Source organism: Nocardioides hankookensis, assembly GCF_042658885.1.
In the GTDB taxonomy this organism is placed as follows: domain Bacteria; phylum Actinomycetota; class Actinomycetes; order Propionibacteriales; family Nocardioidaceae; genus Nocardioides; species Nocardioides hankookensis.
Genome location: NZ_JBHSRJ010000005.1, coordinates 62,472 through 78,689, shown reverse-complemented (window position 1 = coordinate 78,689; position 16,218 = coordinate 62,472). Strand labels below are relative to the sequence as shown.

General features: G+C 64.7%; 12 protein-coding genes. 6 read left to right on the top strand and 6 right to left on the bottom strand.

Annotated elements, in window-relative coordinates:
• Positions 1–2 precede the first annotated feature (2 nt).
• Positions 3–1,028 (bottom strand): GDP-mannose 4,6-dehydratase, encoded by a 1,026-nt coding sequence (gmd, locus tag ACFPYL_RS14840; protein ID WP_379155690.1) that lies wholly within the window; start codon positions 1,026–1,028, stop codon positions 3–5.
• 164 nt (positions 1,029–1,192) lie between these two features.
• On the bottom strand, positions 1,193–2,152 hold the full coding sequence (locus ACFPYL_RS14835; protein WP_379155688.1) for an asparaginase: 960 nt from the start codon (positions 2,150–2,152) through the stop codon (positions 1,193–1,195).
• A gap of 41 nt (positions 2,153–2,193) precedes the next feature.
• On the opposite strand from ACFPYL_RS14835, the gene cysC reads away from it, so the two are divergent.
• Both cysC and ACFPYL_RS14825 read left to right on the top strand, forming a co-directional pair.
• Positions 2,194–4,038 (top strand): adenylyl-sulfate kinase, encoded by a 1,845-nt coding sequence (gene cysC, locus ACFPYL_RS14830; RefSeq protein ID WP_379155685.1) that lies wholly within the window; start codon positions 2,194–2,196, stop codon positions 4,036–4,038.
• Positions 4,035–5,042, top strand: a complete 1,008-nt coding sequence (locus ACFPYL_RS14825; RefSeq protein ID WP_379155682.1) for a sulfite exporter TauE/SafE family protein — start codon at positions 4,035–4,037, stop codon at positions 5,040–5,042. The genes cysC and ACFPYL_RS14825 overlap by 4 nt, the downstream gene beginning before the upstream one ends.
• On the opposite strand, the gene ACFPYL_RS14820 is transcribed toward ACFPYL_RS14825, so the two are convergent.
• Entirely contained in the window at positions 5,027–6,193 is a 1,167-nt protein-coding gene (locus tag ACFPYL_RS14820; RefSeq protein WP_379155679.1) for a nucleotide sugar dehydrogenase, read from the bottom strand. The genes ACFPYL_RS14825 and ACFPYL_RS14820 overlap by 16 nt on opposite strands.
• 178 nt (positions 6,194–6,371) lie before the next feature.
• Between ACFPYL_RS14820 and cysD the strand changes: the two genes are divergently transcribed.
• The 4 genes from cysD to ACFPYL_RS14800 all read left to right on the top strand — a co-directional run bounded on the left by cysD (position 6,372) and on the right by ACFPYL_RS14800 (position 11,300).
• Positions 6,372–7,286: a sulfate adenylyltransferase subunit CysD gene (gene cysD / locus ACFPYL_RS14815; protein ID WP_379155676.1), complete on the top strand. Its 915-nt coding sequence runs from the start codon at positions 6,372–6,374 to the stop codon at positions 7,284–7,286.
• Positions 7,286–8,578 (top strand): sulfate adenylyltransferase subunit 1, encoded by a 1,293-nt coding sequence (locus ACFPYL_RS14810; RefSeq protein ID WP_379155673.1) that lies wholly within the window; start codon positions 7,286–7,288, stop codon positions 8,576–8,578. Before cysD ends, ACFPYL_RS14810 begins: the two co-directional genes overlap by 1 nt.
• 142 nt (positions 8,579–8,720) lie before the next feature.
• Positions 8,721–9,986, top strand: coding sequence for a nucleotide sugar dehydrogenase (locus tag ACFPYL_RS14805; RefSeq protein WP_379155671.1), 1,266 nt, complete (start codon positions 8,721–8,723; stop codon positions 9,984–9,986).
• A 9-nt stretch (positions 9,987–9,995) separates the two neighbouring features.
• A complete protein-coding gene (locus tag ACFPYL_RS14800; RefSeq protein WP_379155668.1) occupies positions 9,996–11,300 on the top strand; it encodes a glycosyltransferase in 1,305 nt (434 codons plus the stop codon).
• 840 nt (positions 11,301–12,140) lie between these two features.
• Here ACFPYL_RS14800 and ACFPYL_RS14795 read toward each other — a convergent pair.
• From ACFPYL_RS14795 to ACFPYL_RS14785, 3 genes are all read right to left on the bottom strand, one after another.
• Positions 12,141–13,412, bottom strand: coding sequence for an O-antigen polymerase (locus ACFPYL_RS14795; RefSeq protein WP_379155665.1), 1,272 nt, complete (start codon positions 13,410–13,412; stop codon positions 12,141–12,143).
• Complete coding sequence (locus ACFPYL_RS14790) at positions 13,409–14,374, bottom strand: lipopolysaccharide biosynthesis protein (protein ID WP_379155662.1); 966 nt, start codon at positions 14,372–14,374, stop codon at positions 13,409–13,411. The genes ACFPYL_RS14795 and ACFPYL_RS14790 overlap by 4 nt, the downstream gene beginning before the upstream one ends.
• Before the next feature lie 415 nt (positions 14,375–14,789).
• Entirely contained in the window at positions 14,790–16,181 is a 1,392-nt protein-coding gene (locus ACFPYL_RS14785; RefSeq protein WP_379155659.1) for a polysaccharide biosynthesis tyrosine autokinase, read from the bottom strand.
• Between the last annotated feature and the right edge of the window lie 37 nt (positions 16,182–16,218).

Below are 16,218 nucleotides of genomic sequence, written 5' to 3'. Positions count from 1 at the left end.
GCTCAGCGAGGCGGCCAGTCGCGTGGCCGGTCCACCCAGGGGGCGCCCTCGTACTTCAAGGCTGCCGCGTCGGCGTCGACCATGATCTCGACGAGTTGCTTGCCGTGGACCTGCGCCTGCCATCCGAGCTCCCGCTCGGCCCGGCTCGCGTCGCCGATGAGGGCCTCGGGCTCGGTGGGGCGCAGGTATCGCTCGTCCGTGCGGACGTGTTTCTCCCAGTCGAGGCCGGCGTGCTCGAACGCCGCGACCACGAAGTCGCGCACTGTGTAGCTGCGCCCGGTGGCGAGCACGTAGTCGCGCGGCTCGTCGGCCTGGAGCATCCGCCACATGCCCTCGACGTACTCCGGCGCATATCCCCAGTCGCGCACGCCGTCGAGGTTGCCCATGTAGAGGTAGTCGGCCAGACCGGCCTGGATGCGCGCCACCGCGCGGCTGACCTTGCGGGTCACGAACGTCTCGCCCCGTCGCGGCGACTCGTGGTTGAACAGGATCCCGCTGACCGCGAACATCCCGTAGCCCTCGCGGTAGATCGTCGTCGCGTTGTGGGCGTAGAGCTTCGCCGCGCCGTACGGCGAGGTCGGGCGGAACGCCGTCTCCTCGGACTGGGGCCCGGGCACGGTGCCGTACATCGCTGAGCTCGACGCCTGGTAGTAGCGGCAGTCGAGCTCCGCAGTCCGGATCGCCTCCAGCAGTCGGACCGCGCCGAGGCCAACCGTGTCGCCGGTGTACTCCGGCTCGTCGAAGCTCACGCCGACGTGTGACTGCCCGGCGAGGTTGTAGACCTCGTCGGGTTGGATGCGGCGCAGCAGTCGGATCAGCCGGGACTCGTCGGTCAGGTCGGCGTAGTGGAAGAACAACCGGGTGTCCGGGTCGCGGGGATCCTGGTAGAGGTGCTCGATCCGCGCACTGTTGAAGGTCGACGAGCGGCGCCGGAGGCCGTGCACCTGGTAGCCCTTGGCGAGCAGGAGCTCAGCCAGGTAGGAGCCGTCCTGGCCGGTGATGCCGGTGATCAGCGCGCATCTCGTCACTGCCGAAGCCTTGCACAGTCGGCGTGCGCCGATGGTGGTTTCGAGGCTCGCTGCGCTCGCACCTCAACCACCGTGTGGGCTCGCTGCGCTCGCACCTCAACCACCGCTCGTCCGGTGGTTGAGGTGCGAGGGCCGTCAGGCCCGAGCCTCGAAACCACCGACTCCTACAGGACGGCGCGGACCTCGCCGACCCGCAGACCGCCGCCGAGCAGAGGCGAGTCCCCTGTGCGTCGTACGGCGTCGCCGTCGACGCCGGGCTCCTGGTCCACGCCGGCGCGCTGGAGCGCCGCGGCCATCACGACCGGGCGGGCGCGGGCACCCCCGTCGTCGATCTTCAGCGCGAACGCGCGACCGTCGCTCAGTGCGACGGCGTAGCAGGCCTCGGCGCCGGCCTTGCCGATGGCGCCCGGGATCGCGGTCAGCAGGGCGCACTCGTCGCGCCGGGTGCCGGAGACCCAGGCGGGGTGGGTGCGGATCGCGTCGGCGACCTCCCGCTCGGGACCGTCCGTGGCGACCACGAGCCGCCGGAACGCCGTCGCCAGGCCGAGCAATGACGTCGACAGCAGCGGAGCGCCGCAGCCGTCCGTCGCGGCCGCGGCCACCGGCTCGCCGGTCACCTCCTCGATCGTCGACCAGATCGCCCGCTGCAGCGGATGGTCCGGATCGAGGTAGGTCGCGGTGTCCCAGCCGTTCACGACACAGCTGGCGAGCATCCCGGCGTGCTTGCCCGAGCAGTTCATCTGGAGGGGCGTCCGCTCACCGCCGGCCGCGACGACCGCGTGCCACTCGGCGTCCTCGAGCGGGAAGTCGGGCGGCGTCTGGAGGTCGGCCTCCGAGAGTCCGGCGCCCGCGAGGATCCGACGTACGCCGTCGAGGTGGAAGGCCTCGCCGGAGTGCGACGCGCAGACCAGCGCGAGCAGCTCGGACGGCAGGTCGAGGCCGAGACGTACCATCGCGAGCGCCTGGAGGGGCTTGTTGCTGGAGCGCGGAAGGATCGGAGCCGTCACCGAGCCGACCGACCAGTCGACCGATCCGTCCGGGCCCAGCGCGACGACGGAGCCGTAGTGGTGGCCCTCGACGAAGCCCGATCGGACCAGCTCCGCGACGACGACGGGGATAGACATGGGTGCACATTAACTTCAGCGGGAATGGCAGGATTGCGCCCGTGCCGACCCCCGCTCCCCCGCAGTACTGTCCCACGCCGCGCGAGCTCGACGACCTCGAGCTGCTGGCCGGCGGGGCACTGGCGCCGACCACGTCCTTCGGCGAGCCCGGCAGCCCGGTCACGCTCACTCTCCCGCCCGAGGTCGCATCGAGCGCCGAGGCCGCCGGCGCCGTGGAGATCGTCGACCCGGAAGGCCTCCCGCTCGCGCGGGTCAGCGTCCCCGACGGTGAGGTCACCCCGCTCACCCACGCGCAGTACGGCCCGTTCCGACGCCTCTACCTGACCCCGGCCCAGACCCGTGAGCAGTACGCCGGGCGCACCGTCGTGCCGCTGGTCGACGCCCTCACCGAGGACGAGCTCGCGGTGCTCGGCGCCGCCGGGCCGGTCCTGCTCCTCGCGCTCGTGGGCACCGGGACCCCGGAGCTCCCGGCGACCGGCCTGATCCGCGCGACGCTGGCCGCCGCCGACCTGCTGCCCGACGCCGCGGTGGTCGCGGTCCCCCTCGCCTCGCACGGCGATCCGGAGGTCGACCACACCCTCGGCCTCCAGGTCGTGGCCAACTACGCCGGCCCGGACCCGGTCATCGGGGTCCCGGACTCGACGTCCCCCTCGCCGGCGAGCATCCAGGCGATCATCGACCAGGCTCGACCCGAGCCGGAGGACCAGGGCCTCGTCCTCTTCTTCACCGGCCTCTCCGGCAGCGGCAAGTCGACGCTCGCGCGGGCACTCATGGACCGCGTCCTCGAGCAGGGCACCCGCTCGGTGACGAGCCTCGACGGCGACGTCGTACGCCGCCACCTGTCGGCCGGCCTCACCTTCTCCAAGCAGGACCGCGAGACGAACATCCGTCGGATCGGCTGGGTCGCCGCCGAGATCTCCCGGCACGGTGGGCTGGCCGTCGTCAGCCCGATCGCGCCGTTCGACGAGACGCGCCAGCAGGTCCGCGCCATGGTCGAGGACGCCGGCGGCGCCTTCTTCCTGATCCACGTCGCCACGCCGCTGGAGGAGTGCGAGCGCCGCGACCGCAAGGGCATGTACGCCAAGGCCCGGCGCGGCGAGATCCCCGAGTTCACCGGCATCTCCTCGCCGTACGAGGAGCCGGACGACGCGGACGTCCGTGTCGACACCACCGGCCGCACCATCGAGGACGCCCTCGACGACGTCCTCGACGGTCTGGCCGAGGCGGGCTACCTCGACCTGCGCGAGGGTGGTCTCGATACACGCCGCTCGTCCCTCGCGGCGCACTCGACCAACGAGCAGAACCTCGGTGGTCGAGTAGCGAGCGCCAGCGAGCGTATCGAGACCCTCCCGAGCTCCCCCCTCCACGTCCTCTTCGTCTGTACGGCGAACATCTGCCGCTCGCCGTACATGGAGCTCCTCGCCCGGCAGATCGCCGGGCCGGACGCGGACATCGTGTTCAGCAGCGCCGGCACCCACGGCTTCCGGGACAGCGCGATGGACACCGAGATGGCCCAGCTGCTCGACGCGGACGACCGGGACGCCTTCCGCAGCCGGCCGCTCACGGCGGAGCTGCTGCGCGACGCCGACCTGGTGCTGACGGCGGAGCACACCCACCGCCAGTTCATCCTCGACGACCACCCCGGCGCCTTCCGCAAGGTGTTCACGCTCGGCCAGTTCGCGGAGGCCGCCCGGGCCAGCGACCTCGGCGGCCGCGACCTGCTCGCGCACGCCGGTGAGCACCGCGGCCCCGCCGACCCGGCTCTCGACGTACCCGACCCCTATCGCCGTGGCCCCGAGGCCGCCCAGGCGTGCGCGAACCAGCTGCAGGAGCTTCTGCGCGCCGTCGTCCCGGCCCTGGCCGACGCGAGGAGACTGCCCGCATGAACGACCTGATCACCACCACCTTCTTCTCGATCCTGGCCGCGGGGTTCTTCGTCGGCGTGATCGTGGGCCTCACCGGCATGGGTGGTGGCGCGCTGATGACGCCGGCGCTGATCTTCCTCGGCGTCGGCGACGCCGCCACGGTCGTGACCGCCGACCTGACGGCGGCCGCGATCTACAAGTCCGGTGGCGCCGCGGTCCACGCCCGCGAGGGCTCGCCCAACTACAAGCTGGCGAAGTGGCTCATCGTCGGCTCGGTGCCGATGGCTCTCCTCGGGCCGTGGATCATCCACCAGATCGCCGGGCAGGAGCCCGAGTCCCTCGACAACCTGCTCAAGACCTGCATCGGGTTCGCGCTGCTCTTCGCGGCCTCGACGTACGCCCTGCGCCTCTACATCAACCTGCGCCGCGTGCGCGGCGGCCGCCCGGACGCCGACCCGAACCCGCCGATCCGGCCCATCCCGACCTTGCTCGTCGGCGCCATGGGCGGCCTGCTCGTCGGCATCACCAGCGTCGGCTCGGGCTCGGTCATCATGATCGCCCTGCTGATGCTCTACCCGGGCCTCTCGGCGGTCAAGCTCGTCGGCACCGACCTGGTCCAGGCGGTGCCGCTGGTGCTCGCCGCCGCGATCTCCAACATCGCCATCAACGGCCTCGACTGGTCGATCCTGATCCCGCTCGTGCTCGGCTCCACGCCCGGCACCATGATCGGCAGCCGGATCGCGCCGCGCGTGCCGCAGTCGATCATCCGCCGCGGCATCGTGATCGTGCTGACGATGTCCGGAGTCGCCCTGCTCGACAAGTCGGGCTGGGCGCCCCTGGGCAAGGACGAGACGCACCCGCTGCTGATCGCCGGCATCGGCCTCGCGATGCTCGTGCTGGTGCCGTTGGTCTGGGGCCTGATCCGCAAGACCCAGGGCCTTCCGATGTACGGCGCACCGACGGTCACCGAGCTCGACCGGATGGAGTACGGCGCGCCACCGCCGCAGACTCAGTCGCGGCCGTAGAGGTCGCGCGTGTAGACCTTGTGGTCGACGTCGTCCAGGACGTCGGTGCGGCGGTTCGCCACGATCACGTCGGCGACCTCCTTGAACTCAGCGAGGTCACGGACCACCCGCGAGTGGAAGTACGTGTCCGTCTCGAGGTTCGGCTCGTAGAGCACGACCTCGACGCCGCGCGCCTTGATCCGTTTCATCACGCCCTGGACCGAGGACATCCGGAAGTTGTCGGACCCCTCCTTCATGATCAGCCGGTAGATGCCGACCGTCTTCGGGCGCCGCCGCAGGATGTCGTCGGCGATGAAGTCCTTGCGCGTGGTGTTGGCCTCGACGATCGCGCTGATCAGGTTCTGGGGCACGTAGCGGTAGTTGGCCTGCAGCTGCTTGGTGTCCTTGGGCAGGCAGTAGCCGCCGTACCCGAAGCTGGGGTTGTTGTAGTGCGTCCCGATCCGCGGGTCGAGGCCGACGCCCTCGATGATCTGCGCGGGGTCGAGCCCGTACGTCGCGGCGTACGTGTCGAGCTCGTTGAAGTAGGCGACCCGCAGCGCCAGGTAGGTGTTGGAGAAGAGCTTGATCGCCTCGGCCTCGGTCGCGTCCGTCAGCAGCACCGGCACGTCGGTCGCCTCCGCTCCCTCGACGAGCAGCTCGGCGAAGAGCTTGCCGGCCGCGCCGCAATCTCCCACGACGATCCGTGACGGGTGCAGGTTGTCGTAGATGGCCCGCCCCTCGCGGAGGAACTCCGGGCTGAAGAGGATCTCGGCCTCGGGGTGCTCCTCGCGCAGTCCCGCCGTGAAGCCCACCGGCACCGTCGACTTGATGACGATGATCGCCTCGGGGGCCAGGGCCAGCACGTCGCGGACGACCGACTCGACCGAGGAGGTGTCGAACTTGTTGGTCTGGAGGTCGTAGTCGGTCGGGGTCGCGATGACGACGAGCTCCACGCCGCTGTACGCCTCCGACCGGTCCAGGGTCGCGGTGAGGCTCAGCTCGCGGGTGTGCAGGTAGTCCTCGAGCTCGCGGTCCTCGATCGGTGACTCGCGCCGGTTGACCTGGTCGACCCGACGTGGGTCGAGGTCGACCGCGCACACGTCGTGATGCTGGGCGAGCACCACGGCGTTGGAGAGTCCGACGTAGCCGAGTCCGGCGACAGCGATCTTCACGACCACCAGCGTGAGCGGCCAGGACGAGCACCGCCCGAACCTCGGATGGTGTTCAGGTGACCATCAGGCGACGGCTAAAGTGCCCTACGTCACTCGACTTCCTCGGCACTTCGTGCCCGACGGTCGCCGATCGCTACGATGTGGGCTGCTTGTCCCGAGGAGAGGTTTTCCGTCCGTCATGACCCAAACGCACACCGACTACCGGCTGAGTCAGCTCGACCAGCTGGAAGCGGAGTCGATCCACATCTTCCGTGAGGTCGCTGCCGAGTTCGAGAAGCCCGTCCTGATGTTCTCCGGCGGCAAGGACTCCATCGTGATGCTCCGGCTCGCCGAGAAGGCGTTCTACCCGGCGAAGATCCCGTTCCCCGTGCTGCAGGTCGACACCGGGCTCGACTTCCCGGAGGTCCTCGAGACGCGCGACAACTGGGTCAACAGGCTCGGCGTACGCCTCGTCGTCGCCAGCATCGACGAGGCGATCGCCAACGGCGTGGTCGTCGACGACGGCAAGACCAGCCGCAACCGCCTCCAGATCGGCACCCTGCTCAACGCCATCGAGGAGAACGGGTTCACCGCGGCGTTCGGCGGCGGTCGCCGCGACGAGGAGAAGGCCCGCGCCAAGGAGCGCGTCTACTCCCACCGCGACGAGTTCGGCCAGTGGGACCCGAAGAACCAGCGCCCCGAGCTGTGGAGCCTCTACAACGGCCGCCTGCACGAGGGCGAGCACATGCGGATCTTCCCGATCAGCAACTGGACCGAGCTTGACGTCTGGGACTACATCGGCCGCGAGGGCATCGAGATCCCCAACATCTACTTCTCCCACCAGCGCCGCGTGTTCCAGCGCGACGGCATGCTGATGAGCGAGACGCCGCTCAACCCGCTCCGCTCCGGCGAGACGGTCGAGGAGCGCACCGTGCGGTTCCGCACCTGCGGCGACATCACCCTCACCGGGTGCGTCGAGTCCACCGCCTCCACCATCCCCGAGATCATCGACGAGATCTCCATCGCCAAGCTCACCGAGCGCGGCGCCACCCGTGGCGACGACCGGTTCTCCGAGGCCGCCATGGAGGACCGCAAGAAGGAGGGCTACTTCTGATGGCCGCCCAGGACAACAACACAGCCGTCCAGCCCACCAACATGGACCTGCTCCGCTTCGCGACGGCCGGGTCCGTCGACGACGGCAAGTCGACCCTCATCGGGCGGCTGCTGCTCGACTCGAAGTCGATCTTCGAGGACCAGCTCGAGGCCGTCGAGGCGACCTCGCAGTCGCGCGGCTACGACTACACCGACCTCGCGCTGCTCACCGACGGCCTGCGCTCCGAGCGGGAGCAGGGCATCACCATCGACGTCGCCTACCGCTACTTCGCGACCCCGACGCGCAAGTTCATCATCGCCGACACCCCGGGCCACGTGCAGTACACCCGCAACATGGTCACCGGAGCCTCGACCGCCGACCTCGGCCTGGTGCTCGTCGACGCCCGCCAGGGCCTCACCGAGCAGTCCCGCCGGCACGCGGTGATCCTCTCCCTGCTCCGCGTCCCGCACCTGGTGCTCGCGGTCAACAAGATGGACCTCGTCGACTTCGACCAGGCCGTCTACGAGAAGATCCACGCCGAGTTCACGGCCTTCGCGACCAAGCTCAACATCCCGGACCTCGAGGTCATCCCGATCTCGGCGCTCGCCGGCGACAACGTGGTCAACCGCTCCGACAACATGCCGTGGTACTCCGGTCCCACGCTCATGCACCACCTCGAGCACGTCCACGTGGCCTCCGACCGCGACCTGGTCGACGTCCGCTTCCCGGTGCAGTACGTCGTACGCCCCAAGTCGGACGAGCACCACGACTACCGCGGGTACGGCGGCATGGTCGCCGGCGGCGTCCTGAAGCCGGGCGACGAGGTCGTCGTCCTGCCCTCGGGCATGACGTCCAAGATCGCCGGCATCGACCTCTTCGACCAGGAGATCTCCGAGGCGTTCCCGCCCATGTCGGTGACCGTCCGACTCGAGGACGACGTCGACGTCTCGCGCGGCGACATGATCGCCCGGGCCAACAACGCCCCGAAGCCGTCGCAGGACATCGACGCGATGATCTGCTGGATGACCAACGAGCCGCTGCGCCCGCGCCAGAAGCTCGCGATCAAGCACACCACGCGCTCCGCGCGGGCCCTGGTCAAGGACATCCAGTACCGCCTCGACGTCAACACGCTGCACCGCGACCAGGAGACGAAGGAGCTCGGCGTCAACGAGATCGGTCGCGTCCAGCTGCGCACCACCGTGCCGCTGCTGTGCGACCCGTACTCGAAAAACCGCACCACCGGTTCGTTCATCCTGATCGACGAGGCGACGGGCGTCACAGTCGGTGCCGGGATGATCAATTCGGGCTCGTAGCGCAAGTCTTCAAAGTAGCGTTCCTACTGCAGTCACTGGGTCATCCGCCCGCAACACCCGCGAATCATTGGCGACCTAGGTTCGACTGACGGTCCATCTGAACTCCTGGCGCCGCTGCGCCCCCGAAGCACGGGAAACGTCCATGAAGATTGCAGTCGTAGGGCTCGGATATGTGGGTGTCACGGCCGCCTGCTGCCTGGCCAGCCAGGGTCACCGCATTATCGGTGTCGACGTGAGCTCGAAGAAGGTCGACGAGCTCAACCGGGGCGTGTGCCCGATCACCGAGCCTGGTTTGTCTGAGCTACTCACGCGTGCGCTTGATCAGGATCTGATCAAAGCGTCGACAAGTTTCCCCGCGAGCAACCGTGACATCGACATGGTGATCGTTTGTGTAGGTACCCCGAGCGGGCCCGACGGGTCCCACAACATGTCCTATGTCGCCGAAGCCACGCGGCAAGTTGCAAGCGCGCTGGACCGGGATCGCGACAAGCCACTGACTCTGGTGTTCCGATCCACCTTCCGCCCGGGCACGATGGAAGAGCTCATCACCCCAATCTTGCGCGACAGCCTGGGTGATGATTACGGAAGTATTGTCGAGCGGGTTTACAACCCTGAGTTCCTCCGCGAGTCCAGCGCGATCGATGACTTCTTCAATCCACCTCGCGTCGTCGTCGGGACGGCCGACGCTCGCGCCTCGACCGCGATGGACGAGATGAACTCCGGGATCGATGCCGAGACATTCAACGTGGGCTTCCGCGAGGCTGAGTTCACGAAGTTCGCCGACAACACTTGGCACGCCGTCAAGGTTTCATTCGCGAACGAGGTCGGGAGAGTCTGCCAAGAACTCGGGATTGACCCGCAGGCCGTCCATCGGATCTTCGTCGCAGACCGTAAGCTCAACATCTCCCCCTACTACACGCGTCCAGGTGGTCCGTTCGGGGGCTCGTGCCTTCCCAAGGACGTGCGCGCCCTGCAGCACATCGCATCCGACGCCGGCGTGAACAGCTACCTCATTGACGCCCTCATCAAGTCAAACGAGGCACACAAGCACTTCCTGTATCAGCGAGTCGTCGCGCTCCTCCCGGCCACAGGTAGGGTGCTCGTCAGCGGGCTAGCCTTCAAAGCCGGGACTGACGACCTCCGCGAAAGCCCCAACGTCGACATCGTTCGCCGACTCTTGCGCGCTGGCCACACGGTCCACGTGTTCGATCCGTCTCTGGCGGCTGAAAGACTTGTAGGTCAGAACCTGGGGTACGCATACACTCACCTGCCCTCACTCGGTGACCTGTTGGTTGACCAGAAGTCCGCGGAGACCGGCGACTACGACCTTGCCGTCAAGACCAACGCAAGCTTCGACCTCCTGGATCTGGGCGATACGCCGACGATCGACATCGGGACTCTTCGCTAGAAGGCAACAATGACCCAGTACCCCCCAAACTTCGGGTGCTCGGAGGCTAAGACTCCGCTCCGCATCGCCGTCGTCTACAGCCGAGTACCCGTGCCCATGCGGCGGGCCGATCAGATGACGGTCGCCCACCTTCTTGAGTTCCTGCACGAAAGAAAGCACGTAGTCGATCTCTACACCCTGGAGACCGGGGCAGAGATGTCACCCGATGACCGTGCGTGGGTATCGGCGCGCACACGCAGACTCTTCCTATACCCGCGCCGCCGGGTGCGAGCGGCGCTGGCGCTCCTTTCAGGTGTCAGTCGCGGCCTCCCGCTCCAGGTCGCCCTCTTCAACAGCCGCACCATGCGGCGCGATCTCAAGCGGGAGATCCTGGCCAATCAGTACGACCTCGTATACGTGTACTACTTCCGCAGTGCAGAAGTAGTACGCGGCCTGGGGCGCGACCTGCCGAGCGGGAGCCCCGGTTCCAGCACGGCCACCTACATCGCGCTGCAACTGAGCCAGACGCTCAACACTCGGCGTATCAGCGAGAATGCGCCCAACTTGGCCTACCGAGCCCTGTATGCGCTCGAGAGCCGTTTGGTCGCCCGCTACGAGACTATGATCTGGCGGGAGTTCACACACTCGATCCTGATCGGCAAGTCCGACCTGGCAACGATCAATGAGGTTGCCCACGACCTAGGCCGTCCCCCGGTCACCAATTCCTTCTTCAGCGCGCACGGAACCGATATCGCACGCTTCAAGCCGTCGCTTGAGCCAACGATCCCTCATTCGATCGTATTCTCGGGCGTCATGCGTACACCCACCAACGTGCAGGCAGTTCAGTGGTTCGTGCGCGAGGTCTTCCCACTCGTGCGCGAACAGATCCCTGACGCGACCTTCACAATCGTAGGCCGAGAACCAAGTACTGAGGTGCGAGCGTTGGAAGCTGAACCTGGCGTCGAGGTTACGGGAACCGTCCCGGATCCGGCGGGCTACATCGCTCGAGCCGAGGTTTGTGTTAACCCAATGCAAGCAGGCGGGGGAATGCAGAACAAGCTCATCGAATTCCTCGCATCCGGGAAGCCAACCGTCGCGACTTCAGTCGCGAACGAGGGGATTAGTGCCCCGGACAGCGCCATCGCTATCGCCGACGAACCACAGGCGTTCGCCGAACAAGTTGTTCAATTGCTCTCCGACACTGACCAAGCCACACAACTCGGCCAAGCTGCACGAAAATTCGTCGAAGACCACTGGACCTGGGAGGCGCACTTCTTGGACCTTGAACGGAAACTCATTGAGCGCACCCTTGACCCCCGAGACGTTGGTTGCTGACTAGCGGCCGAGCCGACTCACCATTCCATCCCATCCTGCCTTCATGGGAGCAGTGGGGCGACTCGGGTGTGCGCTTCGGACAGGTACCCAACAATCCGCCGTGAGGGAAACCACCCCATTGACCCATGGTTCTCGTGCGAGTACTTCAGACTCGGTTCGAAAATGCATGTCAGCCCTGCCGCCGTCGCCGTCGCTCCAACGTAGGCTTCCTCGCAGAAGAGGAACGCTGGGTGTTCGAACGCACCCTCCAGATCGAGGTATGCGCGCGTAAAGATCATCATGGCGCCATGCGGCGCAAACAAGACACCCGGAACCTTGGCCGGCTTCGAACTCCGTAGATTCCGCTTGATGTCTGACGCCAACCTGTGGCACGCGGCGATTGGATACCGACGATACATGCGTCCGAGACGCTCGTACTTGTGCCGCGTGGGGCTCTGCAGATAGTGCAACTGACGCACCTCGGCACCACTCGCCCCAACCAACCTCGGCGCAATTACTCCAACTCGCTCCGAAGGGCGGTAAGTGCGAAAGAACTCCGCATACTCGCTCATGTCGAACATCAGATCCGTATTCGCGACCGCGACATTCCGCGCATCCTGCAGCCACGGCAGACGAGAGACGGCATACCTGGCGCCTCCCATATAGCCGACGTTCTCCGGCGACGCGATCAGAACGTCGACACGAGCCTTGCCCCTCCATCGCTCCACGTATTCAAGCTGAGTCTCCTCATGCGGAGTGTTGTCAACGACGACAATCGAAACGTTCGGAGGAACAGTTTGTTCCCCTAGAAGTCGGTCCAATGACGCGTAGGAACCATAATTGACTAGGATAATTGCCAAATCAATTGATTGATTGCTCAACATCATCCTTCGCTTTCTGCAGTTTGACCGTTCGATCGCAGAACACTCGCTGTACGATTGGAAACGCCGCTAACCCGAGTAGGTTCGCGGTGAAAGCCCAGAAGCTAATGACAAACGTCCACACGACAAAGCTGGAAACTCCCACATAAACAACGAGCGCCCATCGGGCCGAAAAGACTTGGTGGCGGGAAGCGATGGAACCGATAAACCCAATGCACAACATAACAACCCCGGTACCGAGGCGGCCGAAGTCGAGAACCATTCCGCGAAACGCGGTGTAGATGTTGCCAGGCTCATTCACGGTCAGATAGACATAGTCCGAGTACCCGCCTACCGTCCTCGGCTCGATTCCCAAATTGTCGTAGATCCCCATGAACGTGTAATAGCCCACGTGATGCTCCGGCGTAGTGCCGCCCATGCCGTCATGCCAGAGCGAAAAGCCAGGCAGGCTCCCCCACGGCCACCTTCGAAGATGAAGCCACACATCGGCGCTTGACCGCTGACTGGATTCGCCGAAGCGAAGAACTTGGAAGTAGAAGAAGAGGCCGGCCACAACGCCCGCCAACAGACCGAAGACGGCGAGGAATCTCGCTGAAAACATCGGAATAAATCGCCCAGTCAAGGACCGCCCCGTAAATACCGCCGCAAACAGCATTAGTGTTATTAGGTACAGGATCGGCGCACGCGTCGTCACTAGAACATTCGAAGCGGAGTAGAGGAGGACGGGCGCAAGCATCAAGACGTCGACGCGACGGGCAGCTACGAAGTGGCTCGCCGCTACCATAGAGTATGTGAGGACTAATGCGTTGCAGATGTTGTAATAGACTGGGAAGTCGAAACCCTCTTTATACCGATGTTGCGTCGCCGACTGCGCAATATTCATCAATGACGCAGGAGAGATAAGTTCTCCGAACCGTGCACCTACAACCTGCAGCGTAATGCCGAACGATAGGATGGCAAACACCGAGCCAAAGGCGATGAAGCCCCATCGCCGCGCCACTACTGCCCTAATCGGACCTGATTCGCGCCCTGTGACCGACTGTCCCAGAACGCTGCCTACAACCATGCACAGGGCGAAGAGCTCAAGGAGAAGATTCGCTCCTAGCGAGTCATAATACTCGGGAGCAAATACCTCCGTCCCGATTGCATTCACCGTAAATAGCAAGCTGATAAGCGCGCCGGGTGACCACCACGACCGCTCGAGCGTTCGAGCAACCAAAGAAAGCAGGACCCAAGACAGAACGATCGTCATTTCTGTTCACCCGCTCTATACCGAAATCGCTCAGGCAGAATCGGCCAGATTTGGATGGCCGTAAAGCGCGAAAGCCATGCCACTTGGCCGAAGTACTGTATTGCGAAGGCTCCGGCGGTCACGACCCCTACGAAGACGACACCACTCCGAGCAACAAGCGGTGTGACGAGGATTTGGAAGGCGCTTGCGGCCCCCAAGGTCAGGAGCACGACATATGTCCGACCGCTCATCTTTAGAATCTCGTCGGAGACCCCACCGAACGCTTCAGCCAAGACACCGAACATTAGGACCGTCAGAACTGGGACCGCGTCCACGTAGTCTGCGCCAAAAATCGCAGATATTACCGGCACACCGGCAATCGTGAGCCCAAGGATACCGCATGCCGGAGGCAGGGCGGCGACAGCTGAGCACTGGCGGGAGAATCGTGCAATCGCGCTCTCCGCTTCGTCCGTAAGAAGCAGCACAAGTCGCGGCCTCACGGAGAATCGGATCGCGGCAACAACTGACGTCACTGCCACCGTCAGTCTGGATGCGGCCGCATAGATTGCCGCCTCCCCGGCGGTGCCTACTAGCAGAAGTATCCAGACAGGTGCCCATGGCAGCGACGCCTGGATCAATCGAGCGATCATCATCGGAAAGCCGATTACAGTAAGGTCGCGAAGACCCACGTCGTTCGTCGAGGAAGGCTCGTCAGTTGCGCTGCGGCGACGAAACCTGTTGAGAACTAGCGCGATAATAGAGCCGCCGACGAGCGCTGCAATAGACGTTGATACAACGGCTGCCGTCAGTATTCCACGAATGCTGATGGCGTTTGAAAGGAGTAGATACGGAACCTGTATAACCAGATACGCGGCGTTTATCGCCGAATAGCCGACAAATGCTCCCCACGCCGGAGAGCAGAGAGCTGTCAGAATCTGGGCAGCCAGGAAGACCAAGGCGTAGCCAAACCACCAAAGCGCCACCAGTAGAACCTCTGCCCGAGGGACATCGAGTACTAGGCTGCAAATGGCGACGGCTAACGTGCCTAACAGGGCAGTTGACACGACTGAAGTAGCGGTAGCCGTCGACAGGATCTGGAGTACCTCTGACGTCCGGTTCGCGCGCACAAGCGGCGGCAATCTTCGCACCAAACCGTCCGGAATGCCCAGGCCTACAGCCGCGTAAGCGACTGCGACGAACCCAAAGAGCCCAAAGTAGACTCCAGCGACCTCGAGCGACGCGCGCTGCGCTACTAATGTGACGATAGCAAATTGAGTCGCGATCGCGAAATAGCGCCAAAAAACGGAGGTAACTAAAACCCTCACGGCGAGAGCCTTCTCGTCCGGCGCGCGACTGACGAACGGCTCAGATTGAAGATGCGATCGATTCCAGGCATGTTCAGGTGACGGGTCGACTATCGGGCCCGTACCCGTACCCGTACCCATACCCATACCCGTACCCTGTGCCTCGTGACTTCACAGGTGTCATATTGAGCACGACTCCCACGAGGTCTGCGTCGACTTGGGCCAGCCTGCTCGCAGCTTGCGCCAGTTGATCTTTCGTGGTCTTGCCGTGCCGGACTACGAGCAGCGCACCGTCGGAAGCCGCCCCTAGAAGCGCGGCATCTGTGACCGGTAGGAGGGGAGGGGCGTCGATAATCACCATGTCATATGAAGCTCGAAGGTCGCGGAGGAGGTCATGCATGGCGTTCGATTGAAGAAGTTCGGCGGGATTGGGCGGGATCGCACCGCTGGCAAGAACCGACAACCCGCTGGGTTCATGAACCTGTACCGCCTCTTCTGCGCTGACTCGACCGAGCAGAACGGTCGTGACGCCGATGGAATTGTCTAGCCCCAACGCGGCGCTGGCCTTGGGTCGACGTAGATCTCCCTCAACTAGCAGAACGCGCACGCCTGCTTGCGACAGTGTTATGCCCAAATTCACCGACGTCGTTGTCTTACCTTCTCCAGGCACAGCGGACGTCACGACAAAAACCTTGTCGGCCTTGTCAACATCTACGAACTGCAGATTGGTCCTCAATACACGGAATGCCTCAACCCTCGCCTCGTGGGGTTTCAGAGCAGTGACCAGAGGGGTTGCCCTCGTAGATGCGTCATAGGAAATTGCTGCCAGTAGGGGCGCGTCCGTTGCGGCACTGAGATCGACCAAAGACTTGACCGTTGTATCGAACAGGTCGCGGAGAACCGCGGTGGCGACGCCCAATAGCAAGCCCAGCATGAGGCCAAGCCCTATGTTTCTGACTGGGTTCGGCGATGCTGGACTAGTGGGAAGGTCAGCGTTATCGACTACGGTCGCCTTGATCGGTGGCGTCGACTGCCCAGGTTGTGTCTCGAGTTCGCGGATCAGGTCAGTCATGCCGTCGGCATAGGCCTGAGCCACAGCTTGGGCGGATTTGGGGTCTGGATCTGTATAACTGATATCTAGGACTACCGAATTCGGAAGCGCCGTTGCAGACACGTTGTCGGCCATTTCAGTCGCGTCAATGTCAAGGTGCAACTCACGCGAGACCTGTGCAGCTAGGGCGCGGCTCCCAACGAGCTCGGCGTACGAAGTAACCCGCTGCTGGGAGAACAATCCACCTTGGTAAGCATCAGAACTGCTGGGATCGGAACCCGAGCCTGCCGTTGTCACAAAGAGGCGCGCCGTGGATTGGTACTGCTTGGTCGCGAGCAGCGTTACTGCACTAGCGACCGCTACACAGGCCAGCGCCCAGCACCCAATCCATACCCACCGTCGGCGCAGGATCCTCAAATAATCACGCAGTTCCACCCGTGCCTCCGATCACTGCGGCCAACTCGAGGTTCAC

Coding starts and splice junctions, on each gene's coding strand:
- ACFPYL_RS14835 (WP_379155688.1), bottom strand. CDS start 2,152: ATGTCTATCCCCGTCGTCGTCGCGGAGCTGGTCCGATCGGGCTTCGTC.
- ACFPYL_RS14825 (WP_379155682.1), top strand. CDS start 4,035: ATGAACGACCTGATCACCACCACCTTCTTCTCGATCCTGGCCGCGGGG.
- cysD (WP_379155676.1), top strand. CDS start 6,372: ATGACCCAAACGCACACCGACTACCGGCTGAGTCAGCTCGACCAGCTG.
- ACFPYL_RS14810 (WP_379155673.1), top strand. CDS start 7,286: ATGGCCGCCCAGGACAACAACACAGCCGTCCAGCCCACCAACATGGAC.
- ACFPYL_RS14805 (WP_379155671.1), top strand. CDS start 8,721: ATGAAGATTGCAGTCGTAGGGCTCGGATATGTGGGTGTCACGGCCGCC.
- ACFPYL_RS14800 (WP_379155668.1), top strand. CDS start 9,996: ATGACCCAGTACCCCCCAAACTTCGGGTGCTCGGAGGCTAAGACTCCG.
- ACFPYL_RS14795 (WP_379155665.1), bottom strand. CDS start 13,412: ATGACGATCGTTCTGTCTTGGGTCCTGCTTTCTTTGGTTGCTCGAACG.